This is a genomic window from Emticicia sp. W12TSBA100-4 (genome assembly GCF_040253585.1).
Lineage (GTDB): Bacteria > Bacteroidota > Bacteroidia > Cytophagales > Spirosomataceae > Emticicia.
This window is the reverse complement of record NZ_JBELAU010000006.1, coordinates 186,276-209,298: the sequence shown is the minus strand read 5'-3', so window position 1 is coordinate 209,298 and position 23,023 is coordinate 186,276. Positions and strand designations below refer to the sequence as shown.

Annotated in this window: 22 protein-coding genes and 1 tRNA gene; 6 read left to right on the top strand and 17 right to left on the bottom strand. The window is 35.1% G+C overall.

All coding sequences use genetic code 11. The features are described from left to right. Window positions 1-16: 16 nt before the first annotated feature. Window positions 17-1,009, bottom strand: a complete 993-nt coding sequence (locus tag ABR854_RS10115) for a hypothetical protein (protein ID WP_350265277.1) — start codon at window positions 1,007-1,009, stop codon at window positions 17-19. A 74-nt stretch (window positions 1,010-1,083) separates the two neighbouring features. Then, window positions 1,084-1,434 (bottom strand): hypothetical protein, encoded by a 351-nt coding sequence (locus ABR854_RS10110; protein ID WP_350265276.1) that lies wholly within the window; start codon window positions 1,432-1,434, stop codon window positions 1,084-1,086. A 166-nt stretch (window positions 1,435-1,600) separates the two neighbouring features. On the opposite strand from ABR854_RS10110, the gene ABR854_RS10105 reads away from it, so the two are divergent. The 3 genes from ABR854_RS10105 to hemW all read left to right on the top strand — a co-directional run bounded on the left by ABR854_RS10105 (window position 1,601) and on the right by hemW (window position 7,373). After that, on the top strand, window positions 1,601-5,197 hold the full coding sequence (locus ABR854_RS10105; RefSeq protein WP_350265275.1) for a M12 family metallo-peptidase: 3,597 nt from the start codon (window positions 1,601-1,603) through the stop codon (window positions 5,195-5,197). Window positions 5,198-5,316: 119 nt separating this feature from the next. After that, window positions 5,317-6,093, top strand: coding sequence for a class I SAM-dependent methyltransferase (locus ABR854_RS10100; RefSeq protein ID WP_350265274.1), 777 nt, complete (start codon window positions 5,317-5,319; stop codon window positions 6,091-6,093). A 104-nt stretch (window positions 6,094-6,197) separates the two neighbouring features. Then, window positions 6,198-7,373 (top strand): radical SAM family heme chaperone HemW, encoded by a 1,176-nt coding sequence (gene hemW / locus ABR854_RS10095; RefSeq protein WP_350265273.1) that lies wholly within the window; start codon window positions 6,198-6,200, stop codon window positions 7,371-7,373. 3 nt (window positions 7,374-7,376) lie between these two features. Here the strand turns inward: hemW and ABR854_RS10090 are convergent, their stop codons facing one another. The 7 genes from ABR854_RS10090 to ABR854_RS10060 form a co-directional block, all read right to left on the bottom strand. After that, entirely contained in the window at window positions 7,377-7,883 is a 507-nt protein-coding gene (locus tag ABR854_RS10090; protein WP_350265272.1) for an anthrone oxygenase family protein, read from the bottom strand. 168 nt (window positions 7,884-8,051) lie between these two features. Continuing rightward, a complete protein-coding gene (locus ABR854_RS10085) occupies window positions 8,052-8,771 on the bottom strand; it encodes a LysM peptidoglycan-binding domain-containing protein (RefSeq protein WP_350265271.1) in 720 nt (239 codons plus the stop codon). A 138-nt stretch (window positions 8,772-8,909) separates the two neighbouring features. Further along, window positions 8,910-9,395 (bottom strand): 5-(carboxyamino)imidazole ribonucleotide mutase, encoded by a 486-nt coding sequence (gene purE / locus ABR854_RS10080; protein WP_064198467.1) that lies wholly within the window; start codon window positions 9,393-9,395, stop codon window positions 8,910-8,912. 101 nt (window positions 9,396-9,496) lie between these two features. Then, on the bottom strand, window positions 9,497-10,636 hold the full coding sequence (locus ABR854_RS10075) for a 5-(carboxyamino)imidazole ribonucleotide synthase (RefSeq protein ID WP_350265270.1): 1,140 nt from the start codon (window positions 10,634-10,636) through the stop codon (window positions 9,497-9,499). A 96-nt stretch (window positions 10,637-10,732) separates the two neighbouring features. Then, the gene (locus ABR854_RS10070) at window positions 10,733-11,557 is read right to left on the bottom strand and encodes an ion transporter (protein WP_350265269.1); all 825 of its coding nucleotides are present in this window, start codon (window positions 11,555-11,557) and stop codon (window positions 10,733-10,735) included. Window positions 11,558-11,685: 128 nt separating this feature from the next. Continuing rightward, entirely contained in the window at window positions 11,686-11,877 is a 192-nt protein-coding gene (locus tag ABR854_RS10065; protein ID WP_350265268.1) for a hypothetical protein, read from the bottom strand. An 80-nt stretch (window positions 11,878-11,957) separates the two neighbouring features. Then, window positions 11,958-12,377, bottom strand: coding sequence for an OsmC family protein (locus ABR854_RS10060; RefSeq protein WP_350265267.1), 420 nt, complete (start codon window positions 12,375-12,377; stop codon window positions 11,958-11,960). Between the two features lie 422 nt (window positions 12,378-12,799). Here ABR854_RS10060 and ABR854_RS10055 point away from each other — a divergent pair, with 422 nt between their 5' ends. Beyond that, window positions 12,800-13,090 (top strand): hypothetical protein, encoded by a 291-nt coding sequence (locus tag ABR854_RS10055; protein ID WP_350265266.1) that lies wholly within the window; start codon window positions 12,800-12,802, stop codon window positions 13,088-13,090. Between the two features lie 272 nt (window positions 13,091-13,362). Further along, window positions 13,363-15,993, top strand: a complete 2,631-nt coding sequence (gene clpB, locus ABR854_RS10050; protein WP_350265265.1) for an ATP-dependent chaperone ClpB — start codon at window positions 13,363-13,365, stop codon at window positions 15,991-15,993. A 73-nt stretch (window positions 15,994-16,066) separates the two neighbouring features. Here clpB and ABR854_RS10045 read toward each other — a convergent pair whose 3' ends face one another. From ABR854_RS10045 to ABR854_RS10025, 5 genes are all read right to left on the bottom strand, one after another. After that, the gene (locus tag ABR854_RS10045) at window positions 16,067-16,423 is read right to left on the bottom strand and encodes a DUF5615 family PIN-like protein (protein WP_350265264.1); all 357 of its coding nucleotides are present in this window, start codon (window positions 16,421-16,423) and stop codon (window positions 16,067-16,069) included. A 1-nt stretch (window position 16,424) separates the two neighbouring features. Next, window positions 16,425-16,652 (bottom strand): DUF433 domain-containing protein, encoded by a 228-nt coding sequence (locus ABR854_RS10040; RefSeq protein WP_350265263.1) that lies wholly within the window; start codon window positions 16,650-16,652, stop codon window positions 16,425-16,427. Between the two features lie 51 nt (window positions 16,653-16,703). Then, entirely contained in the window at window positions 16,704-17,411 is a 708-nt protein-coding gene (locus tag ABR854_RS10035) for a matrixin family metalloprotease (protein WP_350265262.1), read from the bottom strand. 61 nt (window positions 17,412-17,472) lie between these two features. Further along, on the bottom strand, window positions 17,473-19,767 hold the full coding sequence (locus ABR854_RS10030) for a fused MFS/spermidine synthase (RefSeq protein ID WP_350265261.1): 2,295 nt from the start codon (window positions 19,765-19,767) through the stop codon (window positions 17,473-17,475). A 35-nt stretch (window positions 19,768-19,802) separates the two neighbouring features. Beyond that, window positions 19,803-20,366: a thioredoxin family protein gene (locus ABR854_RS10025; protein ID WP_350265260.1), complete on the bottom strand. Its 564-nt coding sequence runs from the start codon at window positions 20,364-20,366 to the stop codon at window positions 19,803-19,805. A gap of 145 nt (window positions 20,367-20,511) precedes the next feature. On the opposite strand from ABR854_RS10025, the gene ABR854_RS10020 reads away from it, so the two are divergent. Continuing rightward, complete coding sequence (locus ABR854_RS10020; RefSeq protein ID WP_350265259.1) at window positions 20,512-20,808, top strand: hypothetical protein; 297 nt, start codon at window positions 20,512-20,514, stop codon at window positions 20,806-20,808. A 112-nt stretch (window positions 20,809-20,920) separates the two neighbouring features. On the opposite strand, the gene ABR854_RS10015 is transcribed toward ABR854_RS10020, so the two are convergent. From ABR854_RS10015 to ABR854_RS10005, 3 genes are all read right to left on the bottom strand, one after another. Continuing rightward, a complete protein-coding gene (locus ABR854_RS10015) occupies window positions 20,921-21,709 on the bottom strand; it encodes a DUF3108 domain-containing protein (protein WP_350265258.1) in 789 nt (262 codons plus the stop codon). Window positions 21,710-21,740: 31 nt separating this feature from the next. After that, entirely contained in the window at window positions 21,741-22,817 is a 1,077-nt protein-coding gene (locus ABR854_RS10010) for an aminopeptidase (RefSeq protein WP_350265257.1), read from the bottom strand. Window positions 22,818-22,892: 75 nt separating this feature from the next. Next, window positions 22,893-22,965, bottom strand: a tRNA-Thr gene (locus tag ABR854_RS10005). Window positions 22,966-23,023: the final 58 nt, after the last annotated feature.

The following is a 23,023-nucleotide window of genomic DNA, read 5'->3' as shown; positions in this document are numbered from 1 at the left end:
GCCACGCTTTTTTATTTTATTGATATTCTATCTTTATAACTTGATTTGATTTTACGGGAGAGGAGCCCACACTTAGATAATAATAAATAGTTTTATTCTGTTTAATCTCTGTTGGATAATTATCCGAGTCATATTTGTAATTGAAAATTGTTTCATCAGATAAAACCAAGTTTTCAGTATTATTTTTTCTACTATACGACGAAATTCTTAACGGATTTTTGTCGGCATATTCAATGATATTGAGTAATAGTTTATTAAGTGGATAAGGGTTAAGATTCAAGTATTGCGGTAACGGAATTGTAGGCTTATTTTTATTGTCAAATTCTATAACCACATACTTTTCAGCCAAATTATTGTTGGTAGCTTCAATCGTTACTGTATTATCTTTGATGGAATATTTAAGAAGTGAATTATTGAATTTGATGGGTAAATGTTGTGAGTTTAAGGTAATTGTGTCTTGTTGTTTATTGTAAGTTGAAATAATTTGGTTGTTTTTATACAGTAAGCTTTGAAGATTATTAATGACAGCATTCGATTCCCGCATACTGTACGTAGATAATTGGCCATCTGCATTATAATTGAAGTCATATTGTCTCAAAAAACTTTTATCATACAAAAAATGCTCTTTAACTTGTATCAATAAATTTTTGTTATTGTAGAAAAATTCTTGCTCAATAAAGCTCAAATCAGCGGAGCTGTATCTGAAAATCGGTAAACCCGAATTATTATATTTACATTTGTCTTCCGTGTAGAAATGTTCAAATTTTATGACATTACCTTTTGAATCATAAGAAAACTTGATTCCAATCTCCTTACTTTTTTCTAAATAATAGGTGTCGTTTGTGTTTTTTATTTCATAGTTTTTTACAAGTTTTTTCGATACTACATTACTTTTTTTTAGAGAGTATAACTCCTTAATATCAGTATTTTGTAGTTCTGAGATTACCTCTTTTTTACAAGAAATTGAACATACAAAACTGACTAAGCATATAAAATTTAATTTCTTCAATGACATAAACTTTATTTATTTCATTGACTAAAAATAATTAAAAAAGTTGGAAAATCATTATAAAAACCTCTTCATTAACGACGCTCAGTTCGTGGGACAAACCATCCCCACATTTTCATTTTGAAGAATAATTGTTTTGTTTGTCGGCTCATGGCGTCCAGATTTATTTCTCGATTAAAACATATAGAAGTTTGTGAAGCCAGCAGATAATAACAATCTCGTTTTTTTGGTAAATACTGAGAAATAATGGGTTTTGATTGTATGAATAGTAAATTATTACGAAAAAACGGCTTGGTTTTATTGAAATTGATAGGTTTCATAAATGATGGGTAAGAGCGGTTGGGCGGCATTCCGTAAATATCTATTTGGGCAAAGCAAAAGGTTGAAAATAAAAGCAGCCCAAAAATCAAGAGTAGTTTTTTCATGAGTCTAATGTAAGCTGGTTGTTTGTATAATAACGTAGATTTATTACTTAAATTTTCTTTCCAGCATTTCGATTTCAATATAATTTTTCTTTCTATTTTATGGGGTATCTGATAATTTTTTGATATTTGTGATACTTGAAAATTTCATCTATTCACAATATACTTTATGTTAAAAGTTTTCTCTACGTTTATTCTTCTTTTTGTTACTTCATTCGCATTTTCACAAGAAAGTAAAGTTCCACTTTGTGGAACGCCAGATAGCCAAATTCTTGACGCAAAAGTTTTAGAACGGATGCGGAATGCTGGCAAAAACTCGAATCTAAGAATGGCAGACCTGCCAATGTTGGAATGTTTGGTAGCGGTTGCGGTGGAGTATAAAATATACTTGGACTACAATAAAAATCAGGATTTAATTAAAGAAAAAGTTTACCAATACTTTGATAAAGTTTCGAAGGTTTATGAAGATGAAATGAAAATTAAGTTAACAGTAAATCATATTGAAGTTATTACTACTCAGAGAGGAGATACTTTACAGGAAAGTAAAAAGAAATTAGGGTATCATATTGCTCATTTATTTACGTTAGGCAATGCTATTCCTAATTTTGCGAGCGGAATTACATTTAAAATTATAAATTCAGATGGTAGTTATGATATTTACTGTATCTCAGGAAATTTTAATGATGAAAAGGTAGTCGTAAATACAATGGCTCATGAGTTAGGGCATGGTTTTGATTGCCCTCATACACATAATTGTAATTGGCCAAATGGACCAATAGATTATTGTGGTATGAATGAAGGAGAGTGCTTAAAAGATTCTTATCTAATGAGCATTGGTACAATTATGAGTTATTGTCAAAGTAGTGGTTTTACATTTAATCCACTTTGCAGGGAAGTAATTCGGAACAGAGCAGATGAAATTCTATCAAAAATTCAAACTGCTCCCAATAGACCTAAACTTTCTACAAAAAGTCCAGCGAATTTTACAACTGAGCCATACCTTGAATGGAATAGTAACGTTAAAACAACTAAGTATGAAGTTCAACTATCAACAAATCAAAGTTTTACGAATATATTAATTGATTCAATAACAAATTTTAATTTGTTGCAAGTGCATAGTCTTGAAAAAGGGAAAGCTTATTATTGGCGTATAAAATCAATTAATTCTTTTGGAGAAAGTGATTGGTCGGAGATAAATGAATTTTTATGTGCCGTAAATGAATCACTAAGTGTACCAGCCATCAAAGGAGTCTTTTTGGATAAAGACAGAACTGAGAATGTTCGTCTGGAAGTTTATCCTGTAAATGAGGCAGTAAGTTATGAATTTAGAATTACTGACCAATATAATTATTTACAATTCGGATTCAATAAGACTCAAAGCAATAATGTAACTACCTTTAAAGTTCAAACTCCATATTTTGTTTTCAATGAATTAAATAGACCTGAATTTTACAGCGATTTCTTTTTCTGGCAAGTAAGAGCATTAAGAAATAATATTGTTGGAGAATGGAGTACATTAAGAAAGTTTGAAAGAATGAAGCCAATCAGTAGATGGTATCCGACACAAACTTCAAAAACTAATACAACATTTCCAATAATTTGGGAGGTACCAACCTCAAGTATTAATAGGGAATATATATTGGAAGTATCGGAAAGTGAGGATTTTAAAACAAATATTTTTCAGCAATCTCGTTTATTGAATGTCATTGGTAGTGTTGGTAATTTTTATAATTTAGGCTATGAGGTAATTGAAAATTTGAAGCCTAATACAACCTATTTTTACCGATTTAAAGAAAAAAATGTTTTTGATTCTTGGCAAATGTCAAGCTTTAAAACAGGGGTTAAAAATTCAAAATGGAAGTTTTTAAACCAACTAAATAGCCCGTACAAAGATGGATTACTCTATTTTACAAATGATAAAGATTCATCAAATATTTATTTTGTAAACACTACTGGGCTCTATAAGACTGATGGCGTGAATTGGACAGAACCTTTGAATTCAATATCTACAAAAGGATTTTTAAACCCAGAAGTCTATACATACATCAAGTCTGATTTCGAAAATAACCTTTATTTCAATCAAACAAAAGTTGGGCTTGTTAAATACGATGGAAACACAATTTCTCCGCTATCGAATACTATTGCATCAAAAAGCCAAAAAGTGAATGTTTTCACATTAGATTTAAAAGGTAACTTATATACTGTCATGCAAAATGACTCAGGTTATTTTAATATATATAAGTATTCCTCGGGAGTATGGAGTAGTATCCCTTTTTTTAGTAGAGGTAAAATTTATTCTCCGAATATCTACATTGATAGTAGAAATAATCTTTGGGCTTCAACCTTTGAAGATGGTATTTATAAATATGATGGAAAAAATTGGATTAGCATTGAGTCAAAAAATCCATTTACTTTTTATACTACATTCATTGTTGACACTAAAGAAAATTTGTGGTGGATAAATGGTTTTGATAATAGCGTAAATAGAAGAAATTCTGATAATACCATTAGAAAATTTTCAGCTTCCCCTTTCAACGGAGATTTACCAAACGGACAATATAGGAATTTATTTTCTGATAGATTCGGAACAATATGGTTATTGGGTGAAGTAAACCAAAAAGTGGTTTTATATAAGTTTATAAATGATAAATGGATTAGAGTTGACTTCGAAAATGACCTGCCTCTTCCATTACGTTTTATAAGTGACTATAAAGGAATCGCTGTTGACAGACAAAACAGATTTTGGTTATTCACAAATAGTTTTGGTATTTTCATTTACGACGACTCTGGCCAAGTCAAATCACAAACAATTAATGCTGAAAAAATCCTTAATCAAAGAAATACAACTAAACCTTTCAAAATAATTGCGAATGTAAGTTCAAACTTACCATTAAGCTATAAAATTGTATCAGGTCCAGCTAAAATTAAGAAAGATAGTATCACTTTAACTGGTGAAGTAGGTAAAGTAACACTACAAATTTCCCAACCTGGAAATGAAATCTACGAACCAGCTAAGAATGTTGAACTTTCGTTTGAAGTTACTGCTAAAGCTTCTCAAACTATAACATTTGCTAAAATCGAACAAAAAACGTTAGCGGAAAGAACTTTTACACTTTCAGCTACCACTACTTCAGGTTTGCCAACTACCTATCAAATTATTTCTGGCCCAGCAACAGTCAATGCCAATGTTGTTACATTAACTGGTACAGGAAAAGTTGCAATAAAAGCTAAACAAGAGGGTAATGCAGAGTTTCTCGCTGCCAATGAAGTAATTCAAGAGTTTTGTGTAATTCCTGCCAAGCCTATAATTTCGGTGAATGCTGCCAATAATTGGATTTTAGAAGTAAATGCTGATAAAAATCTACAATGGTACTTTAATGGAACAAAAGTAGAAAATGGAACAAAAAGTACACTTTTAGTGACTCAAAACGGACAATACAAGGTTGAAGTCTTTAATTCAGATGCTACATGTGCGTCAAATACTTCTGATACTTTCCAATTGCTTATTCTTGCAAACGAAGATGATAAGAGTCAAACAATTAATGTTTTTCCTAATCCAGCTGATGACTGGGTGACAGTTGATTCAGAAAAATCCCTAAAAATTAACTCAGTTAAGCTATATGATTTAAAAGGAAGTTTGCTTTATACGAATGAAAAATCTGAATTGCCGCATAAAATAAAAATACATAGTTCTTGGCAAGGCAACGTATTACTCGAAATCAAAACAAATGATAAAACCTATCTCAAAAAGTTAGTTTTAAATTAATAAAAGTGTGTATTGATGCTTTTTTAGCGAATTAAGAATTGATAATTGTAGCATAATTCTCAATTCTCAATTCTTAATTTCTAATTCTTCCCTATCTTTGCAAAAAAAACATTAGAGAAGTGAGTAAATACGCAACCACCGAAATCACGAGTGCCGAAATTCCATCGGATAATCCTGTTCATCAACGTTTATATTTTCCGTATGTAGAGGCGGCAAAAATTATTCATGGAAATGTTTTAGAATTAGGCTGTGGCTGGGGAAGAGGCGTTGAAACCCTAATCGAAAAATGTGACCATTATACAGGTCTTGACAAGAATCAACCACTGATTGACCAACTTCAAGCGGCTTATCCAATGCATACTTTTAGTACGGCCGACTTACCGCATCTTTCTGCATTCAAAGATAATACCTTCGATTATGTAGTAACTTTTCAGGTTATCGAACACATTCAAGACGACCATAAGTTCCTTTCAGAAATTGCACGTGTTTTGAAGCCAAACGGACGAGTATTACTCACCACAGTTAATCGCCCATATTCATTAAGCCGAAATCCTTGGCACGTACGTGAGTACGACACGCAAGAATTACGCTCATTGATGCAAAAATATTTCTCGAAAGTAGAAACAATGGGAGTGGGCGGAAATAAAAAAGTGTGGGATTACTATGAAGAAAATAAACAATCGGTCAATAAAATCATGCGTTTCGATGTGCTTGATTTACAGCATCGCTTACCTGCCTGGATGCTTCGAGTTCCTTACGAATTTTTGAATCGCTTCAATAGAAATAAACTAATGGCTGAAACTGGCAGTTTGGCAGCTTCGATTGATGTAACCGATTTTCATGTTTCAAACGAGCCAGAAAAGTGTATTGATTTCTTTTTTGTGGCTACAAAGTAGAGCAATTTTCCAAATTGCTATGTGTGTTATAAAGAACAATTTAGAAATCGGACGGCAGCGGCTCCGACCGTTGCCGAAGCAGTTGTTCTACAAATCAGACTAATTTGCACCTTTACCTCCACATACCTTTTTGCCGTCGGGCTTGTCATTACTGTGATTTTCATTTCAGTACGAATCTTTCGTTGAAGACTACGGTTGTTGAAGCCATTTGTCGAGAAATAGATTTACAGGCTAATTACTTGAAAAACAAGCGATTAGAGACTATCTACTTTGGTGGTGGCACTCCTTCGTTGCTAAATATGAACGAATTGTATGATATTTTTGAGACTATCAAGAAGCATTATACCTTCGCTGACGATATTGAGATAACAATGGAAGCCAACCCCGACGATATCACTCGCGACCGTCTGGCAATTCTTCAAAGATTTGGCTTTAATCGCCTTAGTATTGGTATCCAATCTTTTGATGATAATCATCTAAAATATCTCAACAGGATTCACACTTCGCAGCATGCCGAAGAGTGTGTGCGATTGGCTCAAGAAATGGGATTTGAGAATCTCACTATTGATTTGATTTATGGCATTCATCCATTACTGACGCTTCCTAAAAAACTGCAAAAGACACAGTCGGAGTTCACAAAGGGCATACATCAGATTTGGCAAAGAGATTTAGAAAAGGCAATTTCGTTGAATGTACCACATATTTCGTCGTATTGTTTGACAATTGAGCCAAAAACTGTTTTCGGTAAATGGTTACAAATCAATAAGATACCGCCTATTGATGAAGAATTCGCTTCGCAACAATTTGATATTTTGGTAAATACTTTGGCCGAAGCTGGCTATGAGCAATACGAAATCTCAAATTTTTGTAGAGATAATCGTTATTCTCGACATAACACTTCGTATTGGAAACGCCATGAATATCTGGGAGTTGGGCCATCGGCTCATTCTTTCAATGGTGAATCTCGCCAGTTTAATGTATCGAATAATCCTGCATATATCAAAGCTCTGACGCTCGGTCAAATTCCTGCCGATTATGAAGTTCTGACTCCCGAAGAAAAAGTAAACGACTATATCATGACTGGCTTACGCACCAAATGGGGGTGTGATTTGACAGAGATAGAAAAAATGGTGGGGCAAAAATGGTTAAAATCCAACGAAGAAGTACTACGACAAAATCTTTCTCAAAACTTTCTAAGTCTTGATAATCAATTACTTACACTTACGCAAAAAGGTAAATTATTTGCTGATAAGATAGCGAGCGATTTGTTTCTGGTGTAATACTTATAATTTATTTTCTCTCCAAGTTTTTAATGCTGTCAACCAAGCTGTCATATAAAATACTAATCGTAGCCAATTTAACCTTGTCCACATTAGAACTATCGAAGTGGTTTCCTCTGCATTTAGCTTTAACTTTGCACTATCCATGATTTTACCAGTAGTAGGGGCAAAATAAAATAAAGTGGTTACAAAACAAATAATCAAGAGTGTAGAAATTAGTAGAAAAAAACGCTGTTGTATTTTATTTGTTTTGAATGATAGAATTAACAAACCAATCGCTGAGATAAGAATAAATGGAGATGTGAATTTCCAAAATTTAAATCCCGGATTAATAGCAAATTCGGGATATTGGGTACGTAGTAAACTAAATTTCCATACTGATTCTGGTTGAGAATGAAGTATAAGTGGTTGTATAACCCGAATTTCGTATAGACCTCCACCCACTTCAATACCACCAACTATAATAAAAAGCAATAGTAAGGCTTGTTCAAGTCTGTAATACTTTTTCATATTTCAAAAGGTTTTGAGTTTTTGCCTGTTAGATGCGAAAAAGTGGGTGAGTGTTACAGCTTAAAATAAAAATTTTCTAAACCTATGATTAGCAATGATTGTTTTAAGATATATTCATAAAAAAAGCCACCTCGAAAGATGGCTTTTCTTAAATATCTCGATTAAATACTACTGCTTCTCAGCAAATGGAATTATCAATTTTTCGCCACGAGCGGCGTAGTTTTTAGTCTTTTTGTTGGCTTGCATGATGAGTGTTTGAGAAACACCATACTTATTGCTCACCACTCTAATAATATCACCCGGGCCTACTGTATGAACGGCTTTGATACGAACTTTAAGTTTAGTAACTCCAATCTTAATGCCGCTTTCATCAACCCCAGGATTCATTGCTTTCAATGTTTCTTTCTTAATGTTATAGCGATTGGCAATACCAAAGAAAGTTTCCCCTTCGCCAACTGTATGTGTATATGTTTCTCCACCCGCAGGAATTTCAACTTTAGGCTTTTCTTCCTTTGGTTTTTCCTCTTTTGGCTTCTCTTCTTTAGGTTTTTCTTCCTTTACAGCTGTTGCTTCATTCTTATCGCCTACTTTTGGTACAGAAACTTCAGGTAAACCATTAGCAGTTGGAGTAGTATTGTTTGTTGTTTCAGTAAGAGTTTTTTCTTCCTCTTCTGGCTGATTACCAATGGCTTTGGCCACAGTATCAGCAGGAACTGCGGTTAGGTCATCACCCCCTGAAGTATCATCTGACATATACTTCCATCCAATGTAAAGTAAAGCACAAATAATACCCACAAGAACTAATAAAACCGCCATTGGCAGATTACGAGCAGGCTCTTTGGGACGTTCATTACGTTGTTCTCGATTTTCTCGGTCTTCGAACTGCATGGGAAAAGGTGTTTTAATTTATAAATAGGAAAACAAGTGCTTTAATTAACGTATAATTGAGATTGGATAATTATAAATGGCTAAAATAACTATAAATATCTGCATATCAATTCAATTATAGGGTATTTACGTTTGAGCTTATACCGTTTTTTTTAGTTCCTCATTCATTTCTTCAACCAAATCTTTCAGACCTTCGCTGTATGCTCGTAATTTCTTTGCAATTTCTTCATCGTTTGCACCCAAAATCTGTGCGGCTAAAATTCCCGCATTTTTTGCTCCATTGAGCGAAACAGTTGCTACAGGCACACCTGCAGGCATTTGCAGAATCGACAAAATAGAATCCCAACCGTCAATCGAATTGCTTGATTTAATTGGCACGCCAATCACCGGCAAAGTTGTACTCGATGAGACCATTCCTGGTAAATGAGCTGCTCCACCCGCACCAGCAATGATTACTTTCAAGCCTCTTTTACGAGCCGAAAGAGCATAATCAAGCATTTTCTGTGGTGTGCGGTGTGCCGAAACAACTTCTTTTTCGTAAGGAATTCCGAATTGTTCTAATATTTCAACTGCTGCCGACATTATTTTCCAGTCGGATAAACTACCCATTATAATTCCTACCATCTTTTTAAATTGAGAGTTAAGAATGGAGAATGGAGAATGATTTTAGAATCGCACTATTTAAAATTAGTTTAATTATCAATTCTCAATTAACAATTCTCAATTCATTTCGCTATTACTTTTAATTTTTCTTTTACAAAAATGACCTTTTCTTTTAATTTATCAAAATTTTGGTCGATAATCGTTATATGTCCCATTTTGCGGAAAGGCTTTGTTGTTTTCTTCCCATATAAAAATGGATGCACACCTTCGACTGCTAAAACTTCGTTCATGCCTTCATAGACAGCCTCGCCCGAATAGCCATCTTCGCCTAATAGATTGACCATAGCTGCTTTAGAATGTGCTTTTGTACTTCCCAAAGGCAAATCAAAAATGGCTCTTAGATGTTGCTCATATTGCGAAACATCATTGGCTCTGATGCTTTGGTGACCGCTATTATGTGGGCGAGGTGCAACTTCATTGATTAAAATCTGTCCATCTCTTGTTAAAAACATTTCAACTGCCAACAAGCCAACTACACCAAAGGCTTCAGCTGTTTTGATAGCTACTTGCTCAGCTTGTGTTTCTATTTCGGTTGAAATTTCGGCAGGAGCAAATAGGTATTCAACTAAATTGGCTTCTGGATGAAACACCATTTCAACAACTGGAAAAGTTTTGATTTCTCCACTTGGATTTCGTGCCACAATCACTGCTAATTCTTTCTCAAAATCAATCATTTTTTCCAACACACTTGGCTGCTCGAATGCTTTGGCTAAATCGGCTTCAGAGCGTAGAACTTGAACACCTTTACCATCGTAGCCACCAGTGCCGAGTTTATGAACTGCTGGTAGAAAATCAATATAATTTTTCACATCAGCTTGATTTTCAGTAAGAATAAAATCGGCAGTCGGAAGGTTATTCTCTTTATAGAACTGTTTTTGAATGCGTTTATCTTGAATCAAACGGAGAACTGAAGGTTGCGGATAGACCAATTTGCCTTGTTTCTCAAATGTTTCGAGTGCTTCAATATTTACGTTTTCAATTTCAATCGTAATAATATCGCAGTCTTGCCCAAAAGCCATTACTGTATCGTAATCTTTCAGCGAACCATTTACAAATTCATGAGCAATGTGTTTGCAAGGTGCATTGGGGTCAGGGTCGAGCGATTTTATGGTGAAGTCAAAATCAATGGCAGCTTGTATAATCATTCTGCCCAATTGGCCACCGCCAAGAATACCGAGTTTTTTTGAGTTATCGAATTGCACGAAGAAGTTTTTTTGTGCAAAGATAAGCAGGGCTGTATCGAAAAACAATTTAAAGGTACCAGTAAAATATTAATTCTATTTTTTTTGAAGATTATTTTAAGGATTAGCAGTATGTGAATGATGAAACTCACTTCCACAATGTGGACATTTGATTTTTTGTCTGTTTCCTCGCATTTGTTCGGCAAATCCTGAGGCCAAAATACCAGTTGGTAAAGCAAAGAGTGCAACCCCAAGTATAGCTATTAAGCCTCCTATTATTTTTCCCATTGGTGTTATGGGGCGAAAATCAGCATCACCGACGGTTGTCATGGCATTAACGCCCCACCACATTGACTCTGGAATACTTGAAAATTTTTGTGGTTGTACTTCATGTTCAAAATAATATAGCGTACTCGACGAAATAATTAGCACAAAAACTATAAAAACAAAGCTTAATACGAGTTCCTCTTGTTTCTCTTTCATTACTTTTTGAATCACTCGCAAGGCATGGAAATATTTACTTACTCTGAATAAACGAAGCATTCGGAGTAGGCGAAGAATACGGATAAACCCTAAATCAGTGATGAAAATGGATACATAAAATGGAGCAATAGAAAGTAAATCAACCAAGCCCCAGGCCGAAAGAATAAATTTTAATCGACCTTTGACTGGATGAGAAAAGGCTGGATTTTCAACACAAGACCATAAACGTAGTATATATTCGATAGTAAAAACGATAACCGAAAATACCTCAAAGTCAAGTAAAATTTGGTGATAATTATCATGAATCCTCGGAACAGTATCTAAAATAATAGCTATCGCATTGAGAGAAATAATTAGGGTGAGAAATATATTTACCCAAAAACTCAAACCGAGTTTTCGATGCCAAGTAATTTCAAGAATACTGTGTATGTTTTTCCGTAAAGACACCTTCGGACTCATAAAATGTAGGTAGTATAATTATGCCAAATTAAGAAAAAATGATACCTAAAGCAATGGAATATACTAAAAAAGGTCAACGATTGCTCATTGACCTTTGGGTACTCAATTGATTATAGAAAATAAGATTGTTATTCTGCTTTCTTTTCGCTACAAGCTTTGCTTTCTTTTTTGCATTCCTTTGCCATTTCTTTATCGCAGCATTTCATTTCTTTTTTTGCTGCTTCTTTGCGGGCTTTGCGACCACCTTTTTCTTTCTCAACTGCCAAAACAACAGTGGCTGCCGATACTACCAATGCCAAAACTACGATTAACTTTCTCATGTTTATAATATTTTGTGATTTTAAAAAGTAATAAATTACTTTTTGAATCTCAAATACTATACCAATACTTCGCTTGGAAATTAATTGATAGATAAAGTATGCGTAATTTCGGCAGTTGGGCTAAACTGTGCCGTTGCCGAGCAGTATTTCTCCATCGAAAGTTGAATGGCACGCTCAACTTTTGCCTGGTCGAGCTGACCCTTAAATGCAAAATGAATATTTATCTTACGAAATGGACTCATCTCTGTTCCTTCTATTTTCACTCGTTCGCCATCTACCGAAATTCGGAGGTCTTCGATGACTTGGCGTTGTTTTTTCAAAATTAAGATTACGTCAATTGCCGTGCAGCCACCCAAGCCCATCAGAAGCATTTCCATTGGTCTTGCACCTAAATTATGTCCGCCAATGTCAACATTAGCATCCATGTGGTTGACAGTACCTGCTGTACCGACGGCTTCAAAATGGAAGGCGTCATCGACTCTTACTAATTCTACTTTCATCTGTTTAATGTATGTTTTTCTGATAACATATTCAAAGTAAAAGAAAGTTTCTCGAAACGAGAAATCAATTCTTGAGAATCTTTGTGCAAAGATTGAATAAATCAATTTTACAATAGTTCATATTTTATATCTTATCGCTGACTTTATAAGAAAAGTGATATGTTTAGGTTGAAAGTTTATTATTTGCTTGAAACCTGTTTTTCTGTGAAATGATACTTTTTTGTAATAAAAGGTTAAAATTGAAACATATAATTGGCTTTTTGTTAAAAATAATATTGTACTATTCCAATATTTTAATTTACTATAAAAAGAATGTGTGCCAAATATTATTTGGTAATATGTTATTTTAGCAAAATTTTAAATAAAATACTTGACAGGTATCAAATTAATCTTCTATATTTGTACCACAAAACAGCAAAATCATGAGAAATAACATAGACAAAGAAACTTACACATGGTCATTTAAGGTATTCGCTCTTCTTGGAATCCTACTTTTATTAGTAAATATCTTCTTGTACTTTTCATTAGAGCCAATGCACGCAATGGCATTTAAGTTTGCAAGTTCTACTTTTTGCTTATTGTTGGCAGTAGGAGTGTGGATGCGTTTAGAATATCTAAAGGCATTTCAAGAAGCAACTTACAAAGCACGCCGTGTACCAATGTGGGCTTCGATTTTTGTATTTGTGATTACAGCATTTTCAAGATTTTTCTAAGAGACTTCTCTAAACAAACTATATAACTATTTTAAGAGCAAAATGACTTCGGTTGTTTTGCTCTTTTGCATTTTTGTCATCTTGTATTTTCGTCATTTAGCTTACTTCTGCCTTTTTGTCGTTATTTATTTGAGTTTTTGGCGATTTTTCGGTCATTATTTCCGAAAAATACACATCTGCATACTTTTTGATGATATGATTGCCATCACACAATTATAAAAATCTGTGGGTGACAAGCTGAAAACTTGTGCTACTAAAAAAACATAAAAACGATGAATTTTAATCAATATACCATCAAAGTCCAAGAAGTGATTCAGAAGGCTTCCGAGATTGCCCTCGGAAATGGTCAACAGGCAATTGAAACTGGGCATATTCTGAAAGCAATTTTGGAAGAAGATGCCAATACTGCTACTTTTTTGTTAAATAAAGCGGCAGTCAACAAAGAAACTATACAAGCAAAGCTCGAAAATATTGTGTCAGCTTATCCGAAAGTTTCGGGCGACGCCAGCCAATTATATTTGAGCAATGATACTGCTCAAGCCTTGAGCAAAGCCACCAATTTGATGAAAGAGTTTGGTGATGAATTTGTGAGTGTCGAACTCTTACTTTTAAGTTTGGCCGCAGGAAAAGACTCGGTAGCGAGTTTGTTGAAAGAGAATAATTTGAATGAAAAAAACTTAAAAGTAGCCATTAAAGAACTAAGAGGAAACAACACCGTGAAAGACCAAAACGCCGAAAATACTTACCAAGCCCTTTCTCGATACAGCAAAAATCTGAATGATTTGGCACGAAAAGGCAAAATTGACCCCGTAATTGGCCGTGACGAAGAAATCCGCCGAGTTTTGCAGATTCTCTCACGCCGTACCAAAAATAACCCAATTTTGTTAGGTGAACCAGGTGTCGGAAAAACCGCCATCGTAGAAGGTTTAGCACAAAGAATTGTATCGGGTGATGTTCCCGAAAACTTAAAATCAAAAACCATCGTATCGCTTGATATGGGTTTGTTGATCGCGGGTGCAAAATATAAAGGTGAGTTTGAAGAACGTCTGAAAGCCGTAATCAAGGAAGTGACTGACTCAGACGGAGAAATGATTTTGTTTATTGATGAAATTCATACGCTTGTGGGGGCTGGTGCTGGCGGAGAAGGAGCGATGGATGCCGCAAACTTATTGAAACCTGCTCTTTCTCGTGGTGAATTGCACACAATTGGTGCAACAACACTCAACGAATACCAAAAATATATTGAGAAAGACAAAGCTCTCGAACGTCGTTTTCAAACAGTGGTGGTTGATGAACCAAATGTGCAAGATGCGATTTCGATTTTGCGAGGAATCAAAGATAAATACGAATTACACCACGGTGTAAGAATCCAAGATGATGCCGTGATTGCGGCCGTTGAACTTTCGGATAGATATATTTCGGATAGATTTTTGCCCGATAAAGCCATTGATTTGATGGATGAAGCGGCATCGAAACTTCGCCTCGAAATGGATTCAATGCCTGAAGAATTAGATGAATTGAATCGTAAAATCATGCAGCTCGAAATTGAGCGAGAAGCGATTCGTCGTGAAAATAACCGTGAAAAAGAGTCAGTTTTGAATAAAGACATTGCTGATTTAAGCGAAAAACGTGACGATTTGAAGGCAAAATGGGAAAATGAAAAAGGTTCGTTGAATGAACTTCGCTCATTGAAAGAGCAAGTTGAGCAACTAAAACTCGAAGCAGACCAAGCCGAACGTGCGGGCGATTATGGAAAAGTGGCCGAGATTCGCTACGGTAAATTGATTGAAACCAATAATCGTCTAAATGAGATTCAGAAAAAAAATGAGCAACAACCAGCCAATAATTTGTTAAATGAGGAAGTGACAGCCGAGAATATTGCTGAAATCGTAGCTCGTTGGACGGGTGTTCCTGTAACAAAAATGTTGCAAAGTGAACGTGAAAAATTATTGCATTTGGAAGATGAACTACGTCGTAGAGTTGCAGGGCAGGAGGAAGCCATTGAGTTGGTTGCCGATGCGGTGCGTCGCTCTCGTGCAGGTATGCAAGACCCTAAAAAGCCGATTGGTAGTTTCTTATTTTTGGGAAGTACGGGTGTTGGTAAAACTGAATTGGCAAAGGCTTTGGCCGAATATTTATTCAATGATGATTCGGCAATGGTGAGAATCGACATGAGTGAGTACCAAGAACGCCATGCCGTGAGCCGTTTGGTGGGTTCGCCTCCAGGATACGTGGGTTATGAAGAAGGAGGACAATTAACTGAGGCCGTAAGACGCAAACCATACAGTGTGATTTTGTTGGACGAAATCGAAAAGGCTCACCCTGATGTATGGAATATTTTATTACAAGTGCTTGACGAAGGACGTTTGACCGATAATAAAGGCCGAACTGCCAATTTCAAAAATACGATTGTGATAATGACCTCGAATATTGGTAGTCATTTTATTCAAGATAAATGCCTTGAGTCGAAAGGGGATGATAGAGCTTGGCAGTTATTCTATAAAGAAGAAGCCAAAAACGATGTTATGAATTTGCTAAAAGCATCGGTCAGACCAGAGTTTTTGAATCGTATCGATGAAATCGTATTATTCGACCCGTTGACAAAAATCAATATCCGTCGAATTGTGCAGATTCAGTTTAAACAAATCCAAGCTCGTTTGGCCGAACAAGGCATTACACTCGAAGCATCAGACGCAGTTTTGGATAAACTGGGCGAAGAAGGATATGATATAACATTCGGAGCAAGACCGCTCAAACGAGTACTACAACGCAGAGTTTTGAACGAATTATCGAAAGAAATTTTGGCTGGGAAAGTGCAGAAAGATTCGGTAGTGATGATGGAACTTGGCCCAGAAGGTGAAATTTTATTTGAAAATATCGCTTCAGTAGAAGAGGTCTTATAAGTAGTATAGGGTAAATTAGATTAGGTTTAGTAGTGTGAAACTCCTGCGAGATGATTTTCTTGCAGGAGTTTTTTTATGGATAAAATACGTTTATTTCTTCACCTATTTCCATAAACAAATATTCACTTGTATTTAATTTTTCAATCGTTGAAAGACAAGCTACTAAAGTTTTTATTAAATCTTGATTTGATATGTTACCTAAGATAATTCTTATTAATTTTTTTGGCTTTTTCTTGAGTAAAAAAGTTGCTCTGAAATCCTCATCTTTGGTTATTACAATATAATCATTTTGGTCAGCATATTCACAAATTGCGGAATCCTCGGTAAACCATTTATCGAGGATAGTATTTACATGGATTGCTTGATGTCCAGACTGTTCTAAAGATTTACAGACTTTATACGAAATATGTACATCACATAAAAATTTCATATCAAGCAGCAATTTTCAGAGTATGACCAGCAACAAGCATTTTTGCATATTGCAAACTTGCAAAAATATCTTCTTTTTCCAGTTCTGGATGGTCTTCAATGATCTCATTGATGCTCATTCCTGAACCTAATAAATCAATAATTATTTCAACTGTCCAACGCATTCCTCTGATACACGGTTTTCCATGACAAATGTTAGGATTAATTGTAATTCTTTCTAAAATATTCATCTTTCTATCTTTTTCTAATCAAATATAAAATTTAATCTATTCTAAAACAATTCACTTCAACACATCCATATAAACAGGAAATAACTCTTCGTGGGCCATGCCAGCTTTGGCTCGTGTATCGTAGAGGATTTTGATATAATTATTATCAACTTCGGTAAATGCAGTTGGGTTATATTCTAAATCTATCGTATCCCACATGATTGAGCGTTTGGTTGGTACATGCGAGAAACCAATTGCGTGTCCAATTTCGTGGCGTGTAATTAATCGGCGATCGAGTGACGGAAACACACTCGTTACCCAAACAACAACTTTCTCAATTTCTTGTTTACTGCTCGAAATCGACATAAAAGCAGTTCCACCAACTTGTAATTCTCCTTGCAAACTCATTTTATATTTTGCTTCAAACTCAGTATCACGTCCTGAGAAAATCTTTATATTTGCTTTTGATTCATCAGTAGTCTTGATAAACTTTGCCGATTTACTAAATTGATTAATTTGGGCAAAAACACTGTCTGAAATCGCAACGAGGCTATTTGTGCCAGAACCTTCGGTATCAAACCAGTAATAAACTTCGCTTTGAGGCCATTTTTGTATTTTACCTCTGCTGCCACCAAGCCCTGCACTTTTGAAAGTATTAAATACAAACTGTCCATCAATTGTGCTTGGCTGCCAAGTTGTATCAACAGGTGTTGGTGTTTCGGTTTTGTCACAAGCCAAAACAAAAACTAAACAGATAGCGATAAGAATTCGTGAATACATAACATTGCTTTGGTTGAAAGTAAACGTTAAAATTCAAAAAAATAGAGATATGATTAAAAAATCAGTCTTCTTTACCCAGAATTTTCTCCCAAAGTTTACCATAATCAAATTCATCTTTTGGCCACATATCTGAGTTAAAAGATTTTGAAATTTTAGTAGTGCCATTTTGTAATATTACTCGTTTGTTTAGTACTTTTTCTAAATTTTCTCGCACTTTTATACCTGCACGTCCGTAATGATTTTTGGTGAAAGAGTTTTCTAAGCGTTCAAAAATTTTCTTTTCGTCAAATTCTAAAGGTTGGTCAGTACCGATAATCATAAAGCTATCAATCTCGTAGATGTACGGAAAAACTTCAGCAAAACCATTTCTTATACGCCCAGTTGCACCCCAAGTAATAGCCATTCCGCCTTTTTTGAGCCTTGATTTTAGCAATTTAAAATACTCAACCGAATACAGATTTCCCGAATAAGAAGATTTCGGACGTAAAGCATCAGCTTCCAAAATATCATATAATTTAGGGTTTTGGTGCAGATAGTATCGTCCATCTTGCAAAATTACATTTACTCGTTTATCATTGATGATGTATAGTGCAGTGCTATCTTTTGTGCGTTTTACATATTCATTTACTGCTTTTGGCTGATTTACGATAACCTCAAAACAATCCAAAGATTTAGTTTCGACACGTCCACCAGCATTATAAAGTGTACAGGCCGAACCCAAGCCAACTATACCAATGTCTTCGGGATTAGGGTGAATCAATGCAGGAACAGCCCCCAATGTAAAGTGAGTAATATCTCGATTAAATGGAAACATACTTTGCCCCAAACCGTTGACATAAACGTAAGATTCTTCGCCGAGTGTTTTTATAAATGATAGAGCCGTTTCGTCTTCCTCGACAATAAAACTTTTCTCATCGGCCATTCCACTAAATTTCATCCAAAGTTTTTCGTTGTTTGGCAGCAGTGAAATGACTAAAATCAACGATACTCCCATCAGAATTCTTGACAATAAACTATTGAATTTATTTCGGTGTAAGGCTATCACATAAACTAAACCAATGAGACTTATCAGCTTGATAGTCAGAGCCGTACCGAGATGATTAAAACCAATGAGTGTTACAAACCAAGCTCCAATCGTAGAACCTACGATATTCACAAATTGCAACCAACCCACTTTTCGACCAACTTCATCAAATTTATCTTGAATAATTAATTGTGAAAGCGTAAAACTAAAACCCATTATAAATGTTGGTACTGCCATTAAGAAAAATGGAATTACTGCCATAGTCGAGAACGCAATTTTTGGAGCAAAAGATGTTTCGTAGCTTTTGAAGTATTCAAACAAAAACGAAAGTGCCGAAACATCAGAAACCGCCCATTGCAACAATAAAATTGCTCCTACTGAATAGAAATACAAAACATACTGAGTATTCAAGAATAATTTTAGCCGATTATTTGGGAGTCTTTTGGCCATTTTTACACCCGTATATGTGCCAATTGCCATCATTGCCAAATAGATAGTCAAGATGATTGAAAACGTCAGGGCAATGGATTTCATCATGGTTTCAATCATTCTAAACCAAATAATTTCAAAGCAAATAGCCATAAAACCCGATGCTGTATATTGAAGAATCCAATAAATGAAATTCTTATTCCACGAAAATGAGCCTTTTGATGCTTCCGACGTTTTTGCTTGGATAAGAGAATCTTCGACAGCAGAATTTTGAGTTTGAAAATAATAAATTACACCAGCAGTGATTGCACACAAAAAATTGAAAGAAGCTCCCAAACGTACGGCATTTTCAAACCCCATAACTCTAATCAGGATGAATGTTGTAATGAAAGTTCCTGCTGCTGCTCCGAGTGTATTCGTAAAATATAATAAACTAATGTAACTGGCCTGATTCTCAGCATTTTTTTGCTCAAATGCCTTTGAAAGTAGGGGCAGAGAAAGCCCCATCAAAAATGTTGGAAAGAGTAAAATCAGAAATAGAGTTAGGTAGGTTTGAAAAGGCGAACCGCCTGCCAGAGCATTTGATTGATATAGCCAATCATAAATGATTGATTTACTGACCAATGCAAAAACTCCAATACCGATTTCGGCTAAGACAAAAAACAAAATCGGCTTGTTTTTACCCACTTTATCTGCAATTTGACCACCAGCTAAATAGCCCAAACCCAAGCCAGCCATAAATGCCGAAACTATTAGGCTGATGCTAACCGAACTGATTCCTGTGTAAAATACCAACCAACGTTGCCAAATTACTTGATAAATGAGGGCTGCAAAGCCCGAAAAAAAGAAAATAAACAGTAGTGAAAATGAACGGTATTTTTGGGAAGTGGTTGATTGAGACATTATAAGGTTTTAGGTATAGTGATTTTATGAAGTGTTTAAATTTTCCATTTAATATTACAGCCCATGCTCGGAAACTGTATTTTCGGAATAGACTGATTGGATAGAATTGCGTCTAAAGCTCCTCGCAAATCTTTTCCAGTAACAGGCTTAGGGTTTTCTACTCTTGGGCGAGATTCATCCAAACGCCCTCGATAACGCAGTTTTTTCGCTCCATCAAAGATGTAGAAGTCAGGGGTGCAAGCAGCATCGTAAGCTCGTGCTATTTCTTGGGTTTCATCATAAAGATACGGAAATGTAAAACCTGATTCTTTTGCGAAAACCTTCATGGCTTCAGGGCCATCTTGAGGGTATTTTTCAATATCATTCGAACTAATTGCCACCAGTTTAACCCCTTTGGGCTGATAATCATGGGCCAGTCTAACCAACTCGTCTTTTACATGAATTACGTATGGACAATGATTACAAATAAACATGACAATCGTTGCTTTATCGGAGAATAAGTCATTGACTGACAGGATTTTATCGGATACAGTATCTTTCAAACTAAAATCGGGTGCGATAGTCCCGATTGGTAGCATATTTGATTCGGTTAAAGCCATTAATTAGAGATTAGTTGATATTCTATGCAATTTAATCAAAATTTGGGTTCGTAAATGAGGGTAAGTCTAATTAAAATTGTCTAATTATATATGAAATGCAACCTTTTTGCGTTTTCAAGCATCTACAATAAAAAATGTTAGAATTATGAAAAATCAATCGAAACTTCGTTTGCTGACTTTAGCTGGTATTTTTGCTTTATTGTCGCTTAGTCTGTCGAGTTGTTTTTATAGCGGATATGCTCATCGTGACCGTTATCATTCAAGACCTTATTATGGCTATCGACCTTATGTAAGGCCACAGGTACGGGTTTATGTAGCTCCACCAAGAAGGTATTCTTATAGGTATAATTATAATCGACATCGAAATTATGGTTATCAAAATCGGAGTTATAGAGGCGATAGCAGAGGTAGCAGAGGTAGCAGAAGTCACGGACGTAGATAAAACAAAAAATGCCTTCTCATTTAGAGGAGGCATTTTTTATGATTGGTACTACAAAATCTTAAAATAATTGTTTCTAATAACCAATTTCCAGTAACAGACAACCAGTAACCACTTACTGCCAATCAAACTGATACTTAGTATTTTTATAATTTTTCAATTCCATTGTGGCACTTCCAACCGTAAACTCAACTTCAATTTTTATCGGTACACGATTCTTATCGTCAGAAACCCAAATCCTGATCGCATCTTCACCATCAAACATTTTATTTTTAGGTAAAATCGGATTCAGTTTTATGACATTGATTTTGCCATATTTTGTCCGAATAACACCTTTTCCGTTGTATTTTACTTTCATATTGTAGATTTCATCATCAAAAAACATATTTGATGAAACCGTTTCACCAATTTTGACTTTAGTGAAATCAATCGTACGCAAGAAATAATATCCCGAAACCACATCGTGTACATTATCAGGTAGCTTAAAGTTTTTACGCTCTTTGTTCTGTTCCCTAACTGCTGCATTGGTTGTGTGGTCGAAAGTAATCGTTTGTTCTTTATGATAGCTATTTTCTTGTAAATCCATCAAGAATTTTTGTGGTAAAATAGCCGATGTATCCAAGTAGGAGCGATAGGTATTACGTATGCGGAAAAGGTCGGTAAAACCAGTAGTACGCCCAAAGATATTAACCCGATAGCACGGACGATTATTGACCGAATAAATTTGTGGACTCACATCAACAGTTGCTTCACCGACGTTCAAAAAACCATATTTTACTTTATATTCAAAATACTCACCCGCCTTAAACGCATGATTTGGCAAATAGCGATAGCTATCGCTCACTACAAATGAACTGGTAGTGACGATTATGAATAAAAATAAGATTTTTTTTAGAAAACTCATTTTGTTTTAAAATTGTGAATGAGGCTGTTATTTAGAAAACAATGCTACTTGGATATTTATTCTTTAGATACGTTAAATAATTATTAAAGTTGCCTTTATACTCTTTAACAAATTCGTCTTTAAACTGGTTCTGTTTGCTCTGATAAGTCAGATACCCAATAAAATACGCATTATTAGGCAAGTTATTGTCGTTTAAAGCCCATTTCTTGCGACTAATTAATCGTTTCTGAAATTCTCCTGCCAATAGTGTATCGCTCTTATTTATAATTGTACTTATCATTTCTATCTTCTGACGTTTCTTTTCTTGAATCGTCATTTGTTTATCGAAATTCTTATACAAACTATCCAATTTCTTTGCTCCTCTCAATAAGTGCTGGCTATACGCATCACTGTACTTTTTCGAGAATTGATAACGCTCCAATTCTTTGGAATTTTTGCCATATTTACTTGTCAGAAAACGTATCGCTCCGTAGTCTCCCACAAAGTCTGCCAGATTTTCATTAAACTCTAAATTGTTTTTTACAAAAAGCGTACCATGCGTTAGCTCGTGAATTATCAGTGCCGCCAAACGCCCTTCAGATTTTTCAAGCATTGAGCTTAAAATTGGGTCTTTCAAGTAGCCAAGCGTACTCCAAGCCGATACTTCATTGAGTTGCGTATCAAAACCTTGCTTTTTTAGTTCGCTGAGTTCGGCATCGGCAATGACTTTTTCAAAATGGCCTTTGTAGCTAAATGTTCCCACAATCGGGAAATCCCATTTTCGAGCTTTCAACTCAAATGGCTCGCAGGCTGTAATCACCCACAAGATTGGCTTTTGGTGTTGGTCGTAGAAAGTGGTATAGTTATCCGATGGATTCAGCCCCAACGAATCAACCGCAAAGCGTTTTATTTCTTCAATTAATAAAATTCGTTTTTTTAGAGAATCAGGAAAAGATTTATCGGCTAAAACTTCACTGACAGGACGAGTATTGAAAATGATTTTTAATTGCCCTTTGGCTTGTCGATAAGCATAGACAGAAGAATCAAGATTGAAAGCAATGAAAAGTATCAACGCCACCAATAAACCCAAGAATGAATATTTTAGTATTTTGAAAATCTTTTTTTTCATTTTTGGGAGCGATTATTTTGTAAATAAACGTATAAAAGCAAAAAAGGATTTCAATTTCTTGAAATCCTTTTTAAGAGCCCCCAGCCGGGATCAAACCAGCGACCTACTGATTACAAGTCAGTTGCTCTATCAGCTGAGCTATGGAGGCTTACTATATAATACAAAATTTTTGAAAAGTATTCTGTTAACTTTAGAGCACCCAGACA